The organism is Nonomuraea sp. MG754425 (genome assembly GCF_021699195.1).
Lineage (GTDB): Bacteria > Actinomycetota > Actinomycetes > Streptosporangiales > Streptosporangiaceae > Nonomuraea.
This window is the reverse complement of record NZ_SSXE01000047.1, coordinates 1-16,087: the sequence shown is the minus strand read 5'-3', so window position 1 is coordinate 16,087 and position 16,087 is coordinate 1. Positions and strand designations below refer to the sequence as shown.

The following is a 16,087-nucleotide window of genomic DNA, read 5'->3' as shown; positions in this document are numbered from 1 at the left end:
CTCAGACCTGGTATGTCATCCCGGCCGCCAGATCGTCCCTGATCGCGGCATCCGTCTGCAACGTGTTGTCGATGGCCGTGCGCACCCGGTCGCCGGCGTCGGTGACCTGCTTGGCGAGCTGCTTGCACTGGGCGAGCAGTTCGACGGGCCCGCTGCCGCTGAAGTGCGCCACCCGGAACGAGTCGCCCTCGACCCCGGTGCCCCACGGGGCGGCGGCCAGGCACGCCTCGACCTTCGCCACGAGCTGTGGCAGCCGCTGCTCCTGCTCCTCGGCCATGGTGGACCACTCCGACAGGCCCCGGTCCACCACGGGCTTGATGATCTCCGTACCGTCCCACAGCCTCATCGACGGCCTCCCATCTGGGAGGCGAGCTGCGCGAGAACCGCCTCCACGTCCCCGTCGAGGTGCGCCTGGAACTGCTCGGGCGGGATGACCGCCGAGAAGATCTCCGTGATGCGCTCCCTGACCACCCCGGCCGCCCGCCAGGCGGTCTCCGCGATCGTGTCGGCCAGCTTCCTGGCGTCCGGACGCCGGTAGATGCGGGGGTCGAGGTCGATCCGGACGAGTTCGCCGCGCGGGCCGACGGTCACCGACACCAGGCCGTCGGGCGAGGTCTCGGTGACCTGGACCTCCTTCGCCTTGGCGTGCAGCTCGAGCCCCTGGTCCTGGAGGAGGTGGAACATGTCGCGCAACTCATCGGCATACGCCCGCATCCCCGACACATCCGGCGGTTGTGGTGCCCCCATAGCCCCCTCGCAACATTCGAGCTTGTTACGACACTCCCGTCTAAAAAGTAAGTTTCCGTCACATGAACACCAAGAAACAAGAGGCAAGTTCTGGAATCCTCAAATTTCTTTCAGGCGAGTTGTGCGGACTCCTCCCGTAGTTCGCCGGCCTCCTCCCGGGGAACCCAGCGCCGGTAGACCCCCCGTTCGACCCGTTCCAGCCCGAGCGCGCGGGCGGTGAGCACCGAGCCGCCCAGGTACTCGAGCAGCAGCAGCCCGTCCCGCTCGTCGTGCACCTGGAAGGGCTCCCCGCGCCAGCGGCACACAACGGTGACGAACCGCAGGGACTCGCACTCACCCACGGGAACCGTGCGGACGTGCACACCCGGCTCGACCTCCTCGAAGCCGTCCAGCGGCGCGGCGGAGCGCAGGCGCACCCACAGCTCCAGGGCGTGCGGCTCGGGACCGGCCGGGTACTCCGTGCCGCGCCAGCGGGCCCGGTAGCCGTGCCAGGACGTCATGAGGACCTCCCGATCAGCAGCCAGCGGCGCAGGTCACCGTGGTACATGGCCCTGCGGTGCTCGGTGCCCGCGTTCGTCAGCTCCCAGATCTCGGCGCCGTGGGGCAGGCCGACGCCGTAGACCTTGTACTCGCGGATGACGTTGTCCCCGCCGGGCACCAGCCCCATGCCCGCGAACGGCGGCTCCTCCACCACCCAGCCCTCGACCGCCGCCCGGCTCTCCTCGTCGATCCCGCCGTACGGGGTGCGGTAGAGGCCGAGGCCGACCGGACGCCAGCGCAGGATGTTCAGCGAGCCGGACCCGGTCAGCAGGTCCGCCCGGCCGAGCGCGGCGGCGAGCACGGCCGGCGTGGCGATGTGGGAGACGTCCAGCGCGTGGTGGCAGTAGCCGGACACCCTCGGCTCGCGCTCGCCCAGCAGGTCCGGCAGGTCGGCGGAGGCGAGCAGCTTCTGCACCGCGGGCACGCCCGCCTCCGGGTCGAGCTGGAGATCCTGGGCCATCGAGGGCACCGCGAGCCGGGCCACCGTGCCGGGCTCCAGCAGGAACGCCACCCGCAGGCCGGCGTTGACCGCCAGCCCCCAGCGGGGGTCGGGCCAGCCGGCGGCCAACTCGGGCATGGACGAGATCCGGCAGTACGTGGCGACGCCGCCGGTGGCCAGCCGCATCGCCTCGACGGAGGTGTAGGCGAGCAGCCAGGTGCGCGCGGCGTCCGCGACGGTCGCCCAGGCGGGCCGCTCGGCCCCGCCGGCCGCGGCGGCGGTGATCGGCAGCGCCAGGTCGGCCTCGCGCAGCAGGCTCAGGCACAGTGCCTGCCGGCCGTCCCGGTGCGCGGCCCACAGCCGCTCCTCGAACGGGCCGGCCGGTGGCTGATCATCGTCAGTCATCCGCCCATTTTGTCCTCTTCGCCAGGCATGTTGGAACGTGTGACGTTCGCCGGATGCCGGCACGGCCGGCCCTGGTCTTACTAAGGCAACTGCCTTAAAGTTGAGGCGAGCCGTCAAAGATCAGGGGGCAGCGATGACCACACCGAACTATCCCTTCGACCGGGACGCCGTGCTCGAACCGCCGCAGGAGTGGGCCGAACTGCGCGACCGCTGCCCGGTGGCCCCCGTGCGGCTGCCCAGCGGCGACACCGCCCAGCTCCTCACCCGCTACGACGACGTGCGCGCCGCGCTCACCGACCCGCGCTTCCGGCGCGGCGGCCCCGGCGCGGCCCGGGTGGCGACCACACAGGACGGCGGGATCTTCAACCGCGCCGCCGAGGGCACGGACATGCGCGAGGGCGACGGCCACCTGCGGTGGCGGCGGCTGCTCGGCCGTTCCTTCACCATCAGGAAGATGGAGACCTGGCGGCCCCGCGTGCAGCGCATGGCCGACGAACTGGTGGACGACCTGCTCAAGTCCGGCTCCCCGGCCGATCTGTCGGCCCGGTTCGCCCTGCCGCTGCCGGTGCGCGTCATCTGCGCCCTGGTCGGCGCGCCCAGCCACGACCAGGACCGCTTCGCCCACTGGTCGCGGGTCATGCTCACGCTGACCCGCCACAGCCAGGAGGAGGTCGAACGCGCCTACCGCGAGTTCGACGCCTACGTCTCCGACCTGGTGGACGCCAGGCGCGCCGACCCCGGCGACGACCTGCTGAGCGAACTGACCCAGGTCTCCGACGCCGAGGACGGCCGGCTGAGCCACCAGGAACTCATCGCCACCGTGCGGGCGCTGCTGCTGGCCGGGCACGAGACCACCTCCAACATGATCGCCATCATGACGGCGACGCTCCTCGCCGAACGCGAGCGCTACCAGGCGGTGATCGACGACCCGGCGCTGATCCCGGGCGCCGTCGAGGAGGTCCTGCGCCTGGACACCACGCTCAGCGTGATCGGCTTCCCCCGGGTCGCGGCCGAGGACGCCGACCTCGACGGCGGGACGGTCCCCGCCGGGGCCACCGTCATCCCGTGCCGGCCCGCGGCCAACCGCGACCCGCGCAGGTTCGACGAGCCCGAGCGGTTCGACCCGCGCCGCGCCAACGCCGCCCAGCACCTGTCGTTCGGCGTGGGCGCGCACTACTGCCTGGGCCAGCCGCTGGCCCGGCTGGAGCTGCAGGTGGCGCTCGGCACCCTGACCCGCCGCCTGCCCGCCCTCGGCCTGCGCGACGGCGTGGACGGCCTGCGCCTGCGCAAGGGACTGCTGTCGGGCGGCCTCGAGAACGTGTGGGTCACCTGGTGACCGGCCCGCGCGGGTAGCGGCGGGCGTGCGGGCGGTACTCGCCGTGCCGTTCGGCCCGGTGCAGGGCCCGCAGGAAGGCGGCCGGGCCGTCGAAGTCGGGCATCTCCAGGTAGGCGGCCCCGACCCCGGCCGGGTCGTGCGCGTCGGAGCCCACCGTCGCGGGCAGGCCGTGGGCCCGCGCGGCGCGCAGCGCGGGCCGGTTGTGGCCGGGGTCGGCGGTCTTGGCGTTGAACACCTCGATCGCGTCGATCATCCCCTCGCCGCACAGGGCGTCCAGGTCCGCGCCCACGCCGGAGCGCACCGGGTCGTACGGGTGCGGCGCGCACACCAGGCCGCCCTGCGCGCGGATCCGCCGGACGGCCTCGCGGGCGGGCAGCACGTACGGGACCCGCTCGCGCAGGAACAGCCCGATCAGCTCGCCTGAGCCGGTGCGGATCTCCTCGCCGGGCACGACCCGGGCCCCGACCGCGCGCGACAGCTCCTCCGAACCGCCCGCCAGCAGGTTGTGCTCGGTCAGGCAGACGACGTCGATCCGGCACGCCGCCACCCGCTCGGCCAGTTCGTCGAGCGTGGTGACGGCGTCACCGGAGGCGACCGTGTGCACGTGGCAGTCCACCCGCACCCACCCGTCCCGGACCGGCCTGGCCAGGTCGGGCTGGCGGGCCGCGTCGGAGCGGACCGCGTCGGAGCGGGCCGCGTCGGGCCCGGTCACCGGGTCGCGTCCGGCCGGGTCATCGGGTGACGGCGGGCCCGGTTCAGAGGGTGACCAGGGACCGGATCACGTCGCCCGAGCCCATCGCCGTGAACGCCTCGCCCACGTGGTCGAGGGAGATGCGCCGGGTGATCAGGCCGTCCAGGTCGAGCCGCCCGGCCCGCCACAGCCGCAGTAGCCGCGTGAAGTCGGTGCGCACGTCGCCGGAGCCGTACAGGCAGCCGAGCAGCCTGCGCTCGGTGGCGAACAGCTCGGCCGCGCTGAAGGTCACCATGTCGTCGGCGCTGCCCGCGCCCACCACGACCGTGGTGCCGCCGCGCCGGGTGGCCTGCCAGGCCTGCCTGATCGTCGCCGACCGGCCGACGACCTCGAAGGCGTAGTCGAACCCGCGCCCGTCGGTCAGGTCGCGCACCGCGTCGCCCAGTTCGTCCGGCGTGCTCACGTGGGTGGCGCCGAACGCCCTGGCGGCCTCCAGCTTCTCCGGGACCCGGTCCACGGCCAGGACGGGCGCCGCCGCGGCGAGCTTGGCCCCCTGGAGGACGTTGACCCCGACCCCGCCGCAGCCGATCACCACGACCGACGACCCCGGACGCACCCGGGCGGTGTTGATCACGGCGCCGACCCCGGTCAGCACCGCGCACCCGACCACGGCGGCCACGTCGAAGGGCACGTCGTCCGGGATCGGGACGGCGGCCCGCGCGTCCACCACCGTCTCCTCGGCGAAGCAGCCGACGCCGAGCGCCGCGTACGCCGGCTCCCCGCCGACGGTCACGGCGGCCTGCGGCGGGCGGACGCCGACGCACAGGTTCGGCTGGCCGCCCAGGCACGTGGGGCAGACGCCGCAGGGCGGGATCCAGGACAGGATCACGTGCGTCCCGACGGGCGGGCCGCTCACGCCGGGGCCGAGCTCGACCACCTCCCCCGCCCCCTCGTGGCCGGGCACCAGCGGCACCCGGGCGGGCAGCCTGCCCTCGCACATCGACAGGTCGGAGTGGCAGACGCCGGCGGCGCGCAGCCGGACCCGCACCTCCCCGGGGCCGGGCGGACGCAGGCGCAGCTCGTCGGTGACCTCGACGGGCTTGCCCACCTCACGCAGGATGACGCCTCTCATTTGCTCTCTCCCCGCTCAGAGCTGCACGGACGTGGTGGTCAGGAACTCCTCCAGGCCGAAGCGGCCGTACTCGCGGCCGTAGCCGGACTGCTTATACCCGCCGAAGGGGGCCAGGCCGTTGTGGGCGCCGTCGTTGATCCTGATCTGCCCGGCGCGCAGCCGCCTGGCCACCCGGCGGGCGCGGCCCGGGTCGGCGGCGCGCACACCGGCGGCCAGCCCGTACGGGGTGCCGTTGGCGATGCGGACGGCGTCGTCCTCCCCGTCGTAGGGGAGGATGACGAGGACCGGGCCGAAGATCTCCTCCTGCGCGACGCGCGACTCCGGGGTGACGCCGGAGAGCACGGTCGGCCGCACGTAGAAGCCGCGCTCCAGCCCTTCGGGGGCGTCGGGGCCGCCGGTGAGGATCGTCGCGCCGTCCTCGGCCGCCGCGTGCAGGTAGCCGCGCACGCGGTCCCGCTGCGCCGCCGAGACCAGCGGGCCGAGCCGGGTGGCCGGGTCGCGCGGATCGCCGGTCGTGTACGTCTCCGCCTCCCCGGCCGCGATCCGCTCGGCCTCGGCCAGCCGCTCCCGGGGGACCAGCAGCCGGGTCAGCGCCGAGCAGGTCTGGCCGGAGTTCAGGTAACAGGCGGCGACTCCCTTGCGTACGGCGTCCTCGAAGGCGGTGTCGTCGAGGTCGTCGAGCAGCACGTTCGGGGACTTGCCGCCCAGCTCCAGCGCGGTGCGCTTGACCCCGGCGGCGGCCAGTTCGGCCACCCGCCGCCCGGCGCGGGTGGATCCGGTGAAGGACACCATGTCCACCAGCGGGTGCGCGGCCAGCGTCTCGCCCGCCTCAGGGCCGAAGCCCGAGACCAGGTTGACCACGCCGGCCGGGAAGCCGACCTCGTGCAGCACGTCGGCCAGCACGAACGCGTTGAGCGGCGTCACCTCGCTGGGCTTGAGCACCACCGTGCAGCCCGCGGTCAGCGCGGGGGCGAGCTTGGCCGCGATCTGGTGCAGCGGGTAGTTCCACGGGGTGATCGCGCCGACGACGCCGATCGGGTCCCGGTGGATCACCGAGTCGCCGAGCCGCTCCTCGAAGGCGACGCCGTCCGCGATCTCGGGCATCGAGGCGAACGTCCGGATCGGCGAGCCGACCTGGATGGCCCGGGTGAGCTTGAGCGGCATGCCCAGCTCGGCCACGATCGTCTCGGCCAGCTCGTCGGCCCGCTCCCCCAGCGCGCCGGCCACGGCGGCGCAGAGCGCGGCCCGTTCGGCGGCGGGCCGGGCCGACCAGGCGGGCAGCGCGGCGGCGGCCGCCTCGACGGCCCGCGCCACGTCCTTGGGGCCGCCGCGCGGCACCTCGTCGAATGTCTCCTCGGTGGCGGGGTTCACCACCGGTATCGCGGCACCGCCGCTCGCCGGCGCCCACTCTCCGTCGACATAGATCCGATGCGGCATGACCCACCCTCGGCAGTAGGAGTAAATTCTAGATTTTTATTCTAGAAGTTCTGCCGTGGCGCCGTCCAGGGCGCGGACCCGTCCGGCCCGCGCCCGCCGGGGTCAGCCGATGCGCAGGGGAAGCGCGCGCGGGCCCCGGACCTGGCTGGCCGCCCACGTCACCGCCGCCGGATCGGCCAGCTCGAACGCCGGGATCCGCGACAACCACACCTCCAGCGCCACCCGCAGCTCCATGCGCGCCAGATGCGAGCCCACGCAGCGGTGGATCCCCAGCCCGAACGCGGCGTGCCGGTTCACCTCCCGGTCGATGACCACCTCACCGGCCCGCTCGAACTGCGCCGGATCCCGGTTCGCCGCCGGGAACGACAGCAGCACCCAGTCCTCGGCCCGCATGTCCACGCCGTTCCAGCGCATGTCCTCCTTGACCAGCCGCGCCATCGTGACCGGCGCGTACGCCCGCAGGAACTCCTCGATCGCGGTCGGCAGCAGCGCCGGCTCGGCCACCAGCCGCTCCCGGTCGCCCGGCGTCCCGGCCAGATGCCACAACGACGCGCCGATCGCGCTCCACGTCGTGTCGATGCCCGCGATCAGCAGCAGGATGATCGTGCCGATGACGTGCTGCGGTTCGAGCTTGCGGCCGTTCAGCTCGGCGTTGATCAGGTACGTGATCAGGTCGTCGCGCGGGTGGTCGACGTGCTCGCGGATCTGGGCGACCAGGTAGTCCGCCAGGGCGGCGAACCCCGCGATCCGCTCCTCCTGGGGCCGGTTCACGCTCTCCAGCGAGTCCTCCACGAACTGCCGGAAGAGCGGCCCGTCCTCGGGCGGCAGGCCGAGCAGGTTGGCGATCACCCGCATCGGGATGTGCTGGGCGTACTCGTGGGCGCCGTCCACCACGTCCCTGCCCTCGAACGAGTCGATGAGCGAGTGGCACAACGCCCGCGTCGCCTCCTCCTGCTTGGCCACCGCGCTCTTGGTGAACGCCGGCAGCAGCAGCCTGCGCGCGTCGTGGTGGAAGGGCGGGTCGGACGAGATCGGCGGCACGCCGCCCACCGGGGCCAGATCGAGCGGCGGCCGGACGTTGCTCACCACGATCGCGCGCGAGGAGAAGCGCTCGGTGTCGTAGGCGATGGCCGCCACATCCTCGTACCGGGTGGGCAGCCACACTCCGCCGAACCGCTCGGTGTGCGCGATCGGGCAGCTCTGCCGCAGGTCGTCCTGGATGGGGTAGGGATCGGCCGCCCAGACCGGATCGACATGGGAGAAGTCGGTCGCCCAGTCGGAGACCGGGTCGGTGACGATCTCGCTGACCGTGCCCAGCGGGCGGTTCCTGCGCGACTCGTCGAGCTCCTGCCCGAACCGGTCGTCCACCTCACTCATCGGACGGCTCCGTTCAGCGCCTCGACGGCCCGCTCGGGGCAGTTGGCCACCGCCAGCCGGGCATCCGGTTCCCGGCCCGCGGGCACCTCGCCGGTGCCGGGCACCGTGCCGTAACCTTCGTCGTCCTCGCCGAACAGGGCAGGGGCGAGGTCGTAACAGCGGCCGTGCCCTTGGCAGCGCTCGGGATCGATCCGTACCTTCATTGCCGCGTTCCCGTCTGTGGTGGGGGTCTCCGAGTAAGCCGGGGATGGGGAGCAAGCGCTTGGGGCCCTGGGGTGCCCCTTCAAGGAATTAAAAAAGCGTTCATTTGACCCGTCAAGAGGCCCCCACCCCTCTGACGGCTGTTGTCTGGCGGTCTTGAAGACGACAGTCCGTCACGGCAAGTGGAAGTGGACATGGAAGCCCGTCACCGAAGTTGGTGACGTTGGGGGCGCTAGTTGGCCCATGGGGGCGATAGGTGGCCCATCTGGGAGCGATAGTTGACCCCACGTTTCCGCCAGGCAGGTCTGACTGAGCGCCTGAGTCGGCGGATGTGCGCTTGAGTGAGCGAGTTCCGCGCATACGAGGAGCTAGGAGAGGCTGCTTCGGTCTGGCTCGACCTGCTGTCTTCGCTGGCGAGAGGGATGTTAGGCCGTTTGCGAGCTTGACCCAGATCTGCCGTATGTCTGTGCCGCCGAGACTGCTGGGCAAAAATGGCCCGCATGTCTACCATGCCCGAAGATCACGTCGAGACCGCACAGCCCTCCCCCATCAACGACTACGACAGGATGGCTGAGGGGTACGCGGCCGAGAACGAGACGAGCCTCCTGAACGCCTACTACGAGCGGCCCGCGATGCTGGAGCTCGCCGGGGACGTGACCGGCCGGCGCATCCTCGACGCCGGCTGCGGCTCGGGTCCCCTGTTCTCCGCGCTGCGCAATCGAGGCGCCATCGTTACCGGCATCGACGCGAGCGCCGGGATGCTGGAGCAGGCCCGACACCGGCTGGGCACCGACGCGGATCTGCAGGTCGCCGACCTGGCCAGTCCACTGCCCTTCCCCGACGACGCGTTCGACGACGTCATCGCGTCCCTGGTGCTGCACTACCTGGAAGACTGGGAACCGACACTGGCCGAGGTGCGACGCGTGCTGAAGCCTGGTGGCAGACTCCTCGTCTCGGTCGACCATCCTTTCTCCGTCACTCTCTTTCAGCACATGGCCGGGGAAAAGCCCAAGTACTTCGAGACCCGTAGCCGGACCGAGGAATGGACCATGGGCGGGCAGACCGTCCAGATGAGGTTCTGGAACCGGCCGCTGCACGCGATGACCGAGGCCTTTGCCGCGGCGGGCTTTCGCATCAGCGTCATCAGCGAACCGCCGTTCGTGCCGGAAGCCCGCGAAGTGTTCCCCGAGGAACTCCGCGAGTTCGAGCCCACCCGCACGAGGTTCTTGTGCTTCTTGTTCTTCGTTCTCGAAGCCAGCTAATTCCAGACATCTGTCTGGCGCTGGCTGAGCCGCAGCCGGGTGAAGATCGGATGGCGGTACGGCGTTGGGGCTGGGTGTACGTGCGTCAAGTGAGGTTCGTTCGCTGGCGTACGGCGTCGTTGTGACGCCGGAGACATGCAGGGTGCTTGGGGCTGCCACAGGCGTGAGTCCCGAGGCAGTGCGTGGGATGCACGTGGAGGTGTTCGACGGCTCGGCCGTGGATCTGGCAGGTGTCCGCGTAGGGGACAAGGAGCCGGGCGGAGGGCCGTGAGTGGGTGCAGCTCATGGCATGAATCGATACCCGAGCCAGAGCCCTCGAGCGAAGGCGAGCGCGGTCACACCACTGCGGCGGTTGAGCGCGCATCGGTCGGAAATGTCAGTACATGATCATACTCTTGCCGACCATGACCACCACGCGCACCGTCTCGTTCGGCCTCGGGGTCCACTACGGGCAGGCTTATCTCGTCGACGACACCGACGACAACAACGGCTACGCAAATTTCGCCGCCGACCATCCCGATCACCCCGTCGGAATCATTCGGGTGGAGGACGGCGCCGCTCTCCTGCTCACGGGCACACACACGGGCACCCTTGACTTCTCGGCGACCGTGGCCGACCAAGACCCGGGAGCGGACACCGACGGGTATGAGGACATTGTGGAGATCAGCCTTCAGTCAGAGGCCGGACGGCTCTCGCTGTGCGAGTGGGGAGGCGGAGGCGTTCACGAAATACCCGAGCTGCCCTCGGGGCCAGGGTGGTATCGGTTGCGCTATCACGCCGTGGACATGGACGAGGAGTCGGAAGCGGAAGATCGCTATCTGCTGCAGATCTGGCCACAGCCTGAGTCCGTTCCCCAGGTGGTCAAAAGCACGAGCGCGCAACTCGCCTACTGGCGCAGCGCGGGCTGACGTCCCGACTCCCTCAAGGCTCCGCAGACGCCTAGGTTGACCCCTTGAACGGCGGGACCGGCAAAGCGCCGCCACGCCACCGGCACGCAGTTTCAAGATCCAGTAGACGTCTTGAGCATCTTCACCTGCTGGTCTTACCGTCGTAGCCATGCGTCAGATCGAGAACGTGGACGTGCTCAAGGTCATGACCAGCCGGTTCCGGATGAAGCTTTTCAGCCTGCTGTTCCGGATCGGCCCGGTCACGGTGAGCGAGCTCGCCAGGCGGATGGACGCCGACCCCGGCCAGGTGAGCTATCACCTGCGGCAAATGCAGAAACACGGCTTGATCGAGGACGTGCCGGAGCTCGCCCGGGACAGCCGGGAACGCTGGGTGCGGGCGGCTCTGAGCGGGTGGGCCTTGGTGCGGGACTTCGAAGCCCCGGAGGCCAGAGCCGCGCTACAGGCGTGGACTTCACAGTGGGTGATCGACCAGTTCGAGCGGTTACGCGATTTCGAACGCACTCATTTGACGCTTCCCGAGGACTGGCGCCACGCGTCCTTCGGAAGCAGCCGCCACCTGCGGCTCACCAAGGACGAGCTGGCGCAGCTCGCCGACCAGCTCAATGCCGTGTTGAAGCCGTGGCGCGAACTGACCCAGGCACGCGTCGAGTCGAGCGAGCCTCCGCCGGATACCCGCCCGATCTTCATCTTCTACCACGCCTTTCCCGAAGAACCCTGAGCAGCCTTCCGTGCATCACCTGTATGAAGAGCTCGTCCGCGCGGACTTGGCCGAGCGGCGAGCCGAGGCCGCACACCTCCACATGATCCCGTCGCGCCCGCGCCGGCGTGTTCTTCCGCGTCTCCGTGGCCGGTTCGCGATCATCCTCCGCCGCCTCGCCGATCGTCTCGAACCCGCCTGACAGCCCTGAGACCGGCGACAGCCGGCTCATCCGGCGCCGCCATACCCAGGGCCTGCCGATCACCTTGGCCGCCCTCTCGGCGGGCCCCGTCGTGGCGAGGGCGGCAGGGTGAGGTGGACCGGGTGGGCAGTAACGCCGGGCGGTGTCTCAGGTGATACTGGCAAGATGCCGGTCACCTACGGGCCCGAACACTCCCGCCCCGACCTGCCGGTTCCGCTCGTGCCGCTGCCCGGGTTGCCGGTGCTGGCGCGCCGGGTGCTGGCCGGGCCGTCGCCGGAACGCGCCCCCGCGGCGACGTTCGGCTGGGCGGTGCTCACCGCCGCGCTCGCGCTGGCGGCGACCTTCGCGCCGCATCCGCTGTTCTCCGCCGCCACCTGGCTGACCGCGGCGTACGTGCTGGCCCGGGTCGTGATGTCGCGGCTGCTGGCGCGTGCCCAGCGCCGGTTCGAGCCGGTCTGGCTGGCCGCGCAGACGCGGGTGCTGCGTGGGCACGGCTTCGACGTCCTGCGCTGTACGGTCGGCGGCCGGGTCTGCGACCTGACCAGGCCGGGCGACGTGGAGTCGCTGGCGCGGGCGGCGCCCGGCGAGGAGGTGGTGGTGGAGTTCGGTTACCGTCCCGCGGCGGGCGGGCGCGTCGCGGTCGAGCGGGTCCGCCGCAGGCGCGCCGAACTGGAGATCCGGTACGCGCGCTTCGCCCCGGACAGCGGCCGGGTGCGTTTCCCCGAGGCGAGCTACGTCATCGGGGCGAGCGGCCGGGTCACGCTCTGGTCGCTGGCGGGGCCGGTGGTGCTGACTCCGGCGGTGGCGGCCCGGCTACGGCCTGGTCCTGCAGCAGTTCGTGCCTGAACTGGTAGTAGGGCCCGGTACGGCGGAGCACTCCGCGCTCGTAGGCGTCCCGCAGGAAGGTCATCAGCCGCAGCGGCAGCACCCGCCGGGCCGCGAACCACAGCCGGGCGTCGGCGAAGCGCCCCCACGCGCTCGGCGCCATCATCGTCACGCCGAATCCCACCGCGCCGAGCACCGCGCCGGTGGTGGCGCCGGCGAGCGTCTGCTGCCAGCGGCCGAGGGTGAGCAGCCACACGTGGTCCCTGACCCGCAGCCCGCTCTGCATCCACCAGCCGAGGTAGGCGCCCACGGCGAGCCCGACCAGGCCGCCCGCGGCGAAGGCCAGCAGCACGGCCGCCCGGTCGTTGCGCAGGAAGCCGTCGGGCGCGCCCGCCTTGTCGGCGTTGGCGGGGGCCAGGGCGAGGGAGACGGCCAGGAAGCCGAGCAGCAGCACCGCGCCGTCGGTGAGCGCGTAGCTCACCCCGTCGTACAGCACCAGGACGATCACCATGCCGGGCACCACGCACACCAGGCCCTGGCCGAGGCGGCGCAGCAGGTAGCGCCGGGTCAGCGTCTTGCGCAGCTTCGGACGGGCCTCGCGCGGGTGGTGCTGCCTGGCCAGCGCCACCGCGAGCCCGCTGGCAAGCCCGATCGCCAGGCCGAACCACCAGCCGGCCGCTCCCAGCCCGAACAGCGCGGACACGGCGGCGCAGAGCGGTCCGAGCACGGCCGTCCCGAGCACGGCCTGCAGGGCGGGGACCACCGCGCGGGGCAGCGCCTGGTGCAGTTCCCACCAGGCCAGGTCGTGAGTCCCCCTGCGGTGCAGGAAATCGGCCAGGAAGCGGAGGTAGCGGGCCGCCTCGTCGGGGCTCCACGGCTGGTCGGCCTCGGGCTCCGGGCGGTAGACGGCCGGTACGAACCCGGCGACCAGGCCCTGCCTGATCCGCGCGGCGGTGCCGTCGATGCGCGGGGCGTGGCCGCTCTCGCAGATGCGCGCCGCCAGGAAGATCATCAGCGGGCTGTCGAGGGCTTCGGCCAGCCGTCCGCCCGGCTCCGCGCGCAGCCGCGCGACCAGCGTGGCGGTCTCGGGCACGTCGCCCCAGCGTGACTCCAGGTATCCGGCGACGTCCGCGGCCCGCACCGGGAGCAGCCGCACCACGGGCGTCCCGGCGAGCCGGCGGGCGACGGGGCCGGTGAACGCCTCGACGCGGCTGGTCAGCACGTACGAGCGGGGCCAGCTCTCGTCGATGGTCCGGACCACCTCGGCGCGGCGGGCGGGCGGCACCTCGTCCAGGCCGTCGAACACGGCCAGCAGGCCGCCGCCGCCGATCAGCCGCTCCAGCGCGCGGGGGGCGGCCCGCAGGAACGGGTACTCGGCGGCCAGCCGCAGCGCCACCCACTCGCGCAGGCCCAGCCGCGGCTCCCACGACGACAGCGGCAGCGTGACCGGGATCGGCCGGTGCCGCGCCGACGGCATCGCCAGCGGGAGGAGCAGCCCGAGCGTGGTCTTGCCCGAGCCCCGCTCCCCGATCACCACGACGGGCCCCTTCATGGTGAGCAGGTGGTCGGCCAGTTCCTCGACCGTCGCGGGAAGGGCGCCGCCGGACTCGCAGCGGATCGGGATCCCGCCCCGGTCCGGGACGTCCCGGTTGCCCGCTTCCCGCCGGGCCGCCTGCGTGACCTGGTCGGCCAGCCTGTCGGCCAGGTCGGAGCCCTCGTCCTGGGGGCGTTCGCCGCGCAGGGTGCCGACGTAGGCCACGACGAGGGCCGCCGCGGCGATGACCGCCTCCACGTCGGACCAGCCGCCCACCGCCAGCCGCACGACCGCCAGGAGGACGAACGCCAGGGGGAGGATGACGAGGAAGACCGTCTTCAGCCTGCGCATCTAGGAGGCCCTCTTCGGGGGGATGGCGTGGTTGCCGCCGGCGAGCAGCAGCCCCAGCGGGGAGCGCCCGGTTCGCCTCGCGCGTCCGCGCCGGTGGCGTTTGAGCACGTCGGCCGCCAGGACGAGGAAGAGCGTCGCGGTGAACGGGCGGGCGGCGGCACGTCCGTAGCAGGCTGCCAGCCGGGGCCGCAGCGCCAGCAGCCGGGCGCCCACCTCGGCCAGGCTCACCTCGCCCCGGTTGAGCGGGGTGGCGATGCCGTCGCTCAGGTCGGCGTCCTGGTCGAGGTAGTCGTCCAGGAGTTGCAGGGCCTCGCCCGCCTCCATCACCACGTCGCGCTGCGGCACGCTCATGTCCGGATGCACCAGGCCGAACAGCACGAGGCAGGCCAGGCCGCCCTTGCCCGCGGTGATCTTGCCGAGCTGGGCCGCCGCCGTGGCCGGATCGCGCTGCTTGCGGGAGAGCACCTGGTAGTCGTGCAGTTCGAGCAGCGCGGTGTGCCAGAGCGCGCCGGGGGCGCGGCGGCGGATCTCCGCGTAGAGTGCGGCCAGCAGGCGGCGGTGCCGGTCGGGCGACGCGGCCTGCCCGCCGGCCCTGAACAGGGACGCCGCCCACGCGTCGATCGCCTGGTCGGCGCCGTTGTCGATCATGTCGTCGTAGAGCCGGGCGACCGAGCCGGCGAGCATGACCAGCTCGCCGTCACAGGTCCGGCCCGCCATCCTGGCGTAGGCGTGGATGCCGACGTTGAAGCTCAGCGCGGTGCCACGCAGGGAGGCGATCATCGCCGCGCGCTCCGGCTCGGGGAACACCTCGCGGACGATCGGCTCCACCGCCCGTCCGAAGGCGCGTACGGCGTCGGGGGCGCAGGCGACGGCGTCCTTGAGCGCGACGGGGAGGGCGATCGCCAGCCGGGCACACCGTAGAACGGTCAGTAGGTCGCGGATCACGCTGCGCTCCCATCGACAGACGGTGAGCGCATGATGACACGGCACCGAGCCGCGGTAAATACGGCATTCCCGGACTGATCGCCCTCCTCCCTCACCTGCGGTTCTGCACGGCGAACCGGGTCACCCGCCGAGCTGACCGCCCCAGTCCTCCTGCTGGACGCCACCGGCGCGGTCCCACCACCAGTGGGTGACCGGCCCGCCGGGAGCCGCCGCCCCGAAGACGTGCTGCCCTTCGCGGGCCACGACCGTCACCGGGTCGGAGTGCAGCGGCCCCGGCCACACAGCGTAACGGGGCTCGGCGTAGGCGGGATCCGACCACCAGTGCGCCAGGGTGTTGTCGGACGTGCGGGCGAAGACGTGCTGCTGAGAGCCGTACGCGAACGAGGAGGGACGTCCGGCCAGCGGCACCGGCGTGGCCCAGGACTCGCGTTCGACGACCTGGGTGCCGGAGTCCCACCACCAGTGCGACAGCCGGCGCGGCGCGTCGGCCGCGAACACGTGGAGCCGGCCGCGGTGCACGAGCGCCGTCGGGGTGCCCTGCGCGCTGCCCGCCCAGCTCTCGTGCCGGACGCCGGGCCCCTTGGTCCACCACCAGTGGTGCAGCGCGCCGTCGGTTCCGGCGGCCCAGACGTGCTGCTGGTCGCCGAAGACGACCGCGACCGGATCACCGGCCAGGGTGCCCGCCGCCGCCCAGGTCTGCTGCCGTTGGGCACTCGTGCCGGCGTCCCACCAGGTGTGCAGCAGCCGGCCGTCCGGCGTGCGGACGAAGGCGTGCTGCTGGCCGGGCGTGGTGATGGCGGCGGGCGCGCCGGCCACGGTGCCGGCGGGGAGCCAGGTCTCCTGGATCAGCCCGCCGCGGCCGGCGTCCCAGAAGCGGTGCGCCAGGCTCCCGTCCGCGCCGCGCGCCAGGACGTGCTGCTGGACGCCGGCCAGGTACGAGACCGTCTCACCGGCGACGGCCGTGCCCCAGGTGCCGCGCTTGACGGTGCCGTCGGCCTCCTCGAACCAGTGGCCGAGGCCGCCGGACGGGGTGGGGGCGAACAGGTGCAGTTGGTCGG

At 72.3% G+C, this 16,087-nt stretch carries 17 protein-coding genes; 5 read left to right on the top strand and 12 right to left on the bottom strand.

What is annotated here, in order from left to right:
* Position 1 precedes the first annotated feature (1 nt).
* From FAF44_RS18295 to FAF44_RS18280, 4 genes are all read right to left on the bottom strand, one after another.
* Positions 2–346 (bottom strand): hypothetical protein, encoded by a 345-nt coding sequence (locus FAF44_RS18295; protein ID WP_237104398.1) that lies wholly within the window; start codon positions 344–346, stop codon positions 2–4.
* Positions 343–714, bottom strand: a complete 372-nt coding sequence (locus tag FAF44_RS18290; protein ID WP_237104397.1) for a YbaB/EbfC family nucleoid-associated protein — start codon at positions 712–714, stop codon at positions 343–345. The genes FAF44_RS18295 and FAF44_RS18290 overlap by 4 nt, the downstream gene beginning before the upstream one ends.
* Positions 715–857: 143 nt before the next feature.
* Positions 858–1,247 carry a hypothetical protein gene (locus tag FAF44_RS18285; protein WP_237104396.1) on the bottom strand — a complete coding sequence of 130 codons (390 nt, stop codon included), beginning with the start codon at positions 1,245–1,247 and terminating at the stop codon, positions 858–860.
* Complete coding sequence (locus FAF44_RS18280; RefSeq protein WP_237104395.1) at positions 1,244–2,131, bottom strand: SseB family protein; 888 nt, start codon at positions 2,129–2,131, stop codon at positions 1,244–1,246. Before FAF44_RS18280 ends, FAF44_RS18285 begins: the two co-directional genes overlap by 4 nt.
* Before the next feature lie 133 nt (positions 2,132–2,264).
* Between FAF44_RS18280 and FAF44_RS18275 the strand changes: the two genes are divergently transcribed.
* Entirely contained in the window at positions 2,265–3,467 is a 1,203-nt protein-coding gene (locus tag FAF44_RS18275; RefSeq protein WP_237104394.1) for a cytochrome P450, read from the top strand.
* On the opposite strand, the gene FAF44_RS55795 is transcribed toward FAF44_RS18275, so the two are convergent.
* The 5 genes from FAF44_RS55795 to FAF44_RS18250 all read right to left on the bottom strand — a co-directional run bounded on the left by FAF44_RS55795 (position 3,457) and on the right by FAF44_RS18250 (position 8,307).
* Positions 3,457–4,179, bottom strand: coding sequence for a PHP domain-containing protein (locus FAF44_RS55795; RefSeq protein WP_237104393.1), 723 nt, complete (start codon positions 4,177–4,179; stop codon positions 3,457–3,459). The two genes, FAF44_RS18275 and FAF44_RS55795, sit on opposite strands and share 11 nt — an antisense overlap.
* 43 nt (positions 4,180–4,222) lie before the next feature.
* Positions 4,223–5,290 carry a Zn-dependent alcohol dehydrogenase gene (locus tag FAF44_RS18265; protein ID WP_237104392.1) on the bottom strand — a complete coding sequence of 356 codons (1,068 nt, stop codon included), beginning with the start codon at positions 5,288–5,290 and terminating at the stop codon, positions 4,223–4,225.
* A gap of 15 nt (positions 5,291–5,305) precedes the next feature.
* On the bottom strand, positions 5,306–6,727 hold the full coding sequence (locus FAF44_RS18260; RefSeq protein WP_237104391.1) for an aldehyde dehydrogenase family protein: 1,422 nt from the start codon (positions 6,725–6,727) through the stop codon (positions 5,306–5,308).
* 102 nt (positions 6,728–6,829) lie between these two features.
* The gene (locus FAF44_RS18255) at positions 6,830–8,104 is read right to left on the bottom strand and encodes a cytochrome P450 (RefSeq protein WP_237104390.1); all 1,275 of its coding nucleotides are present in this window, start codon (positions 8,102–8,104) and stop codon (positions 6,830–6,832) included.
* A complete protein-coding gene (locus FAF44_RS18250) occupies positions 8,101–8,307 on the bottom strand; it encodes a ferredoxin (RefSeq protein ID WP_237104389.1) in 207 nt (68 codons plus the stop codon). The genes FAF44_RS18255 and FAF44_RS18250 overlap by 4 nt, the downstream gene beginning before the upstream one ends.
* A gap of 489 nt (positions 8,308–8,796) precedes the next feature.
* Here FAF44_RS18250 and FAF44_RS18245 point away from each other — a divergent pair, with 489 nt between their 5' ends.
* The 4 genes from FAF44_RS18245 to FAF44_RS18230 all read left to right on the top strand — a co-directional run bounded on the left by FAF44_RS18245 (position 8,797) and on the right by FAF44_RS18230 (position 12,220).
* Complete coding sequence (locus FAF44_RS18245) at positions 8,797–9,567, top strand: class I SAM-dependent methyltransferase (protein WP_237104388.1); 771 nt, start codon at positions 8,797–8,799, stop codon at positions 9,565–9,567.
* A 404-nt stretch (positions 9,568–9,971) separates the two neighbouring features.
* Positions 9,972–10,475 carry a hypothetical protein gene (locus FAF44_RS18240; RefSeq protein WP_237104387.1) on the top strand — a complete coding sequence of 168 codons (504 nt, stop codon included), beginning with the start codon at positions 9,972–9,974 and terminating at the stop codon, positions 10,473–10,475.
* A gap of 148 nt (positions 10,476–10,623) precedes the next feature.
* Entirely contained in the window at positions 10,624–11,193 is a 570-nt protein-coding gene (locus FAF44_RS18235) for a transcriptional regulator (RefSeq protein WP_237104386.1), read from the top strand.
* Between the two features lie 346 nt (positions 11,194–11,539).
* The gene (locus tag FAF44_RS18230; RefSeq protein WP_237104385.1) at positions 11,540–12,220 is read left to right on the top strand and encodes a hypothetical protein; all 681 of its coding nucleotides are present in this window, start codon (positions 11,540–11,542) and stop codon (positions 12,218–12,220) included.
* On the opposite strand, the gene FAF44_RS18225 is transcribed toward FAF44_RS18230, so the two are convergent.
* The 3 genes from FAF44_RS18225 to FAF44_RS18215 all read right to left on the bottom strand — a co-directional run.
* Positions 12,132–14,084, bottom strand: coding sequence for a hypothetical protein (locus FAF44_RS18225; protein WP_237104384.1), 1,953 nt, complete (start codon positions 14,082–14,084; stop codon positions 12,132–12,134). The two genes, FAF44_RS18230 and FAF44_RS18225, sit on opposite strands and share 89 nt — an antisense overlap.
* Positions 14,085–15,029, bottom strand: coding sequence for a hypothetical protein (locus tag FAF44_RS18220; protein ID WP_237104383.1), 945 nt, complete (start codon positions 15,027–15,029; stop codon positions 14,085–14,087). It abuts the gene before it with no gap.
* A gap of 120 nt (positions 15,030–15,149) precedes the next feature.
* The coding region (locus FAF44_RS18215; RefSeq protein ID WP_237104382.1) for a DUF346 domain-containing protein at positions 15,150–16,087 on the bottom strand (938 nt) is incomplete at its 5' end.

Coding starts and splice junctions, on each gene's coding strand:
- FAF44_RS18280 (WP_237104395.1), bottom strand. CDS start 2,131: ATGACTGACGATGATCAGCCACCGGCCGGCCCGTTCGAGGAGCGGCTG.
- FAF44_RS18240 (WP_237104387.1), top strand. CDS start 9,972: ATGACCACCACGCGCACCGTCTCGTTCGGCCTCGGGGTCCACTACGGG.
- FAF44_RS18260 (WP_237104391.1), bottom strand. CDS start 6,727: ATGCCGCATCGGATCTATGTCGACGGAGAGTGGGCGCCGGCGAGCGGC.
- FAF44_RS18245 (WP_237104388.1), top strand. CDS start 8,797: ATGGCCCGCATGTCTACCATGCCCGAAGATCACGTCGAGACCGCACAG.
- FAF44_RS18255 (WP_237104390.1), bottom strand. CDS start 8,104: ATGAGTGAGGTGGACGACCGGTTCGGGCAGGAGCTCGACGAGTCGCGC.
- FAF44_RS18290 (WP_237104397.1), bottom strand. CDS start 714: ATGCGGGCGTATGCCGATGAGTTGCGCGACATGTTCCACCTCCTCCAG.
- FAF44_RS18275 (WP_237104394.1), top strand. CDS start 2,265: ATGACCACACCGAACTATCCCTTCGACCGGGACGCCGTGCTCGAACCG.
- FAF44_RS18265 (WP_237104392.1), bottom strand. CDS start 5,290: ATGAGAGGCGTCATCCTGCGTGAGGTGGGCAAGCCCGTCGAGGTCACC.
- FAF44_RS18285 (WP_237104396.1), bottom strand. CDS start 1,247: ATGACGTCCTGGCACGGCTACCGGGCCCGCTGGCGCGGCACGGAGTAC.
- FAF44_RS18230 (WP_237104385.1), top strand. CDS start 11,540: ATGCCGGTCACCTACGGGCCCGAACACTCCCGCCCCGACCTGCCGGTT.
- FAF44_RS18295 (WP_237104398.1), bottom strand. CDS start 346: ATGAGGCTGTGGGACGGTACGGAGATCATCAAGCCCGTGGTGGACCGG.
- FAF44_RS18225 (WP_237104384.1), bottom strand. CDS start 14,084: ATGCGCAGGCTGAAGACGGTCTTCCTCGTCATCCTCCCCCTGGCGTTC.
- FAF44_RS18235 (WP_237104386.1), top strand. CDS start 10,624: ATGCGTCAGATCGAGAACGTGGACGTGCTCAAGGTCATGACCAGCCGG.
- FAF44_RS18250 (WP_237104389.1), bottom strand. CDS start 8,307: ATGAAGGTACGGATCGATCCCGAGCGCTGCCAAGGGCACGGCCGCTGT.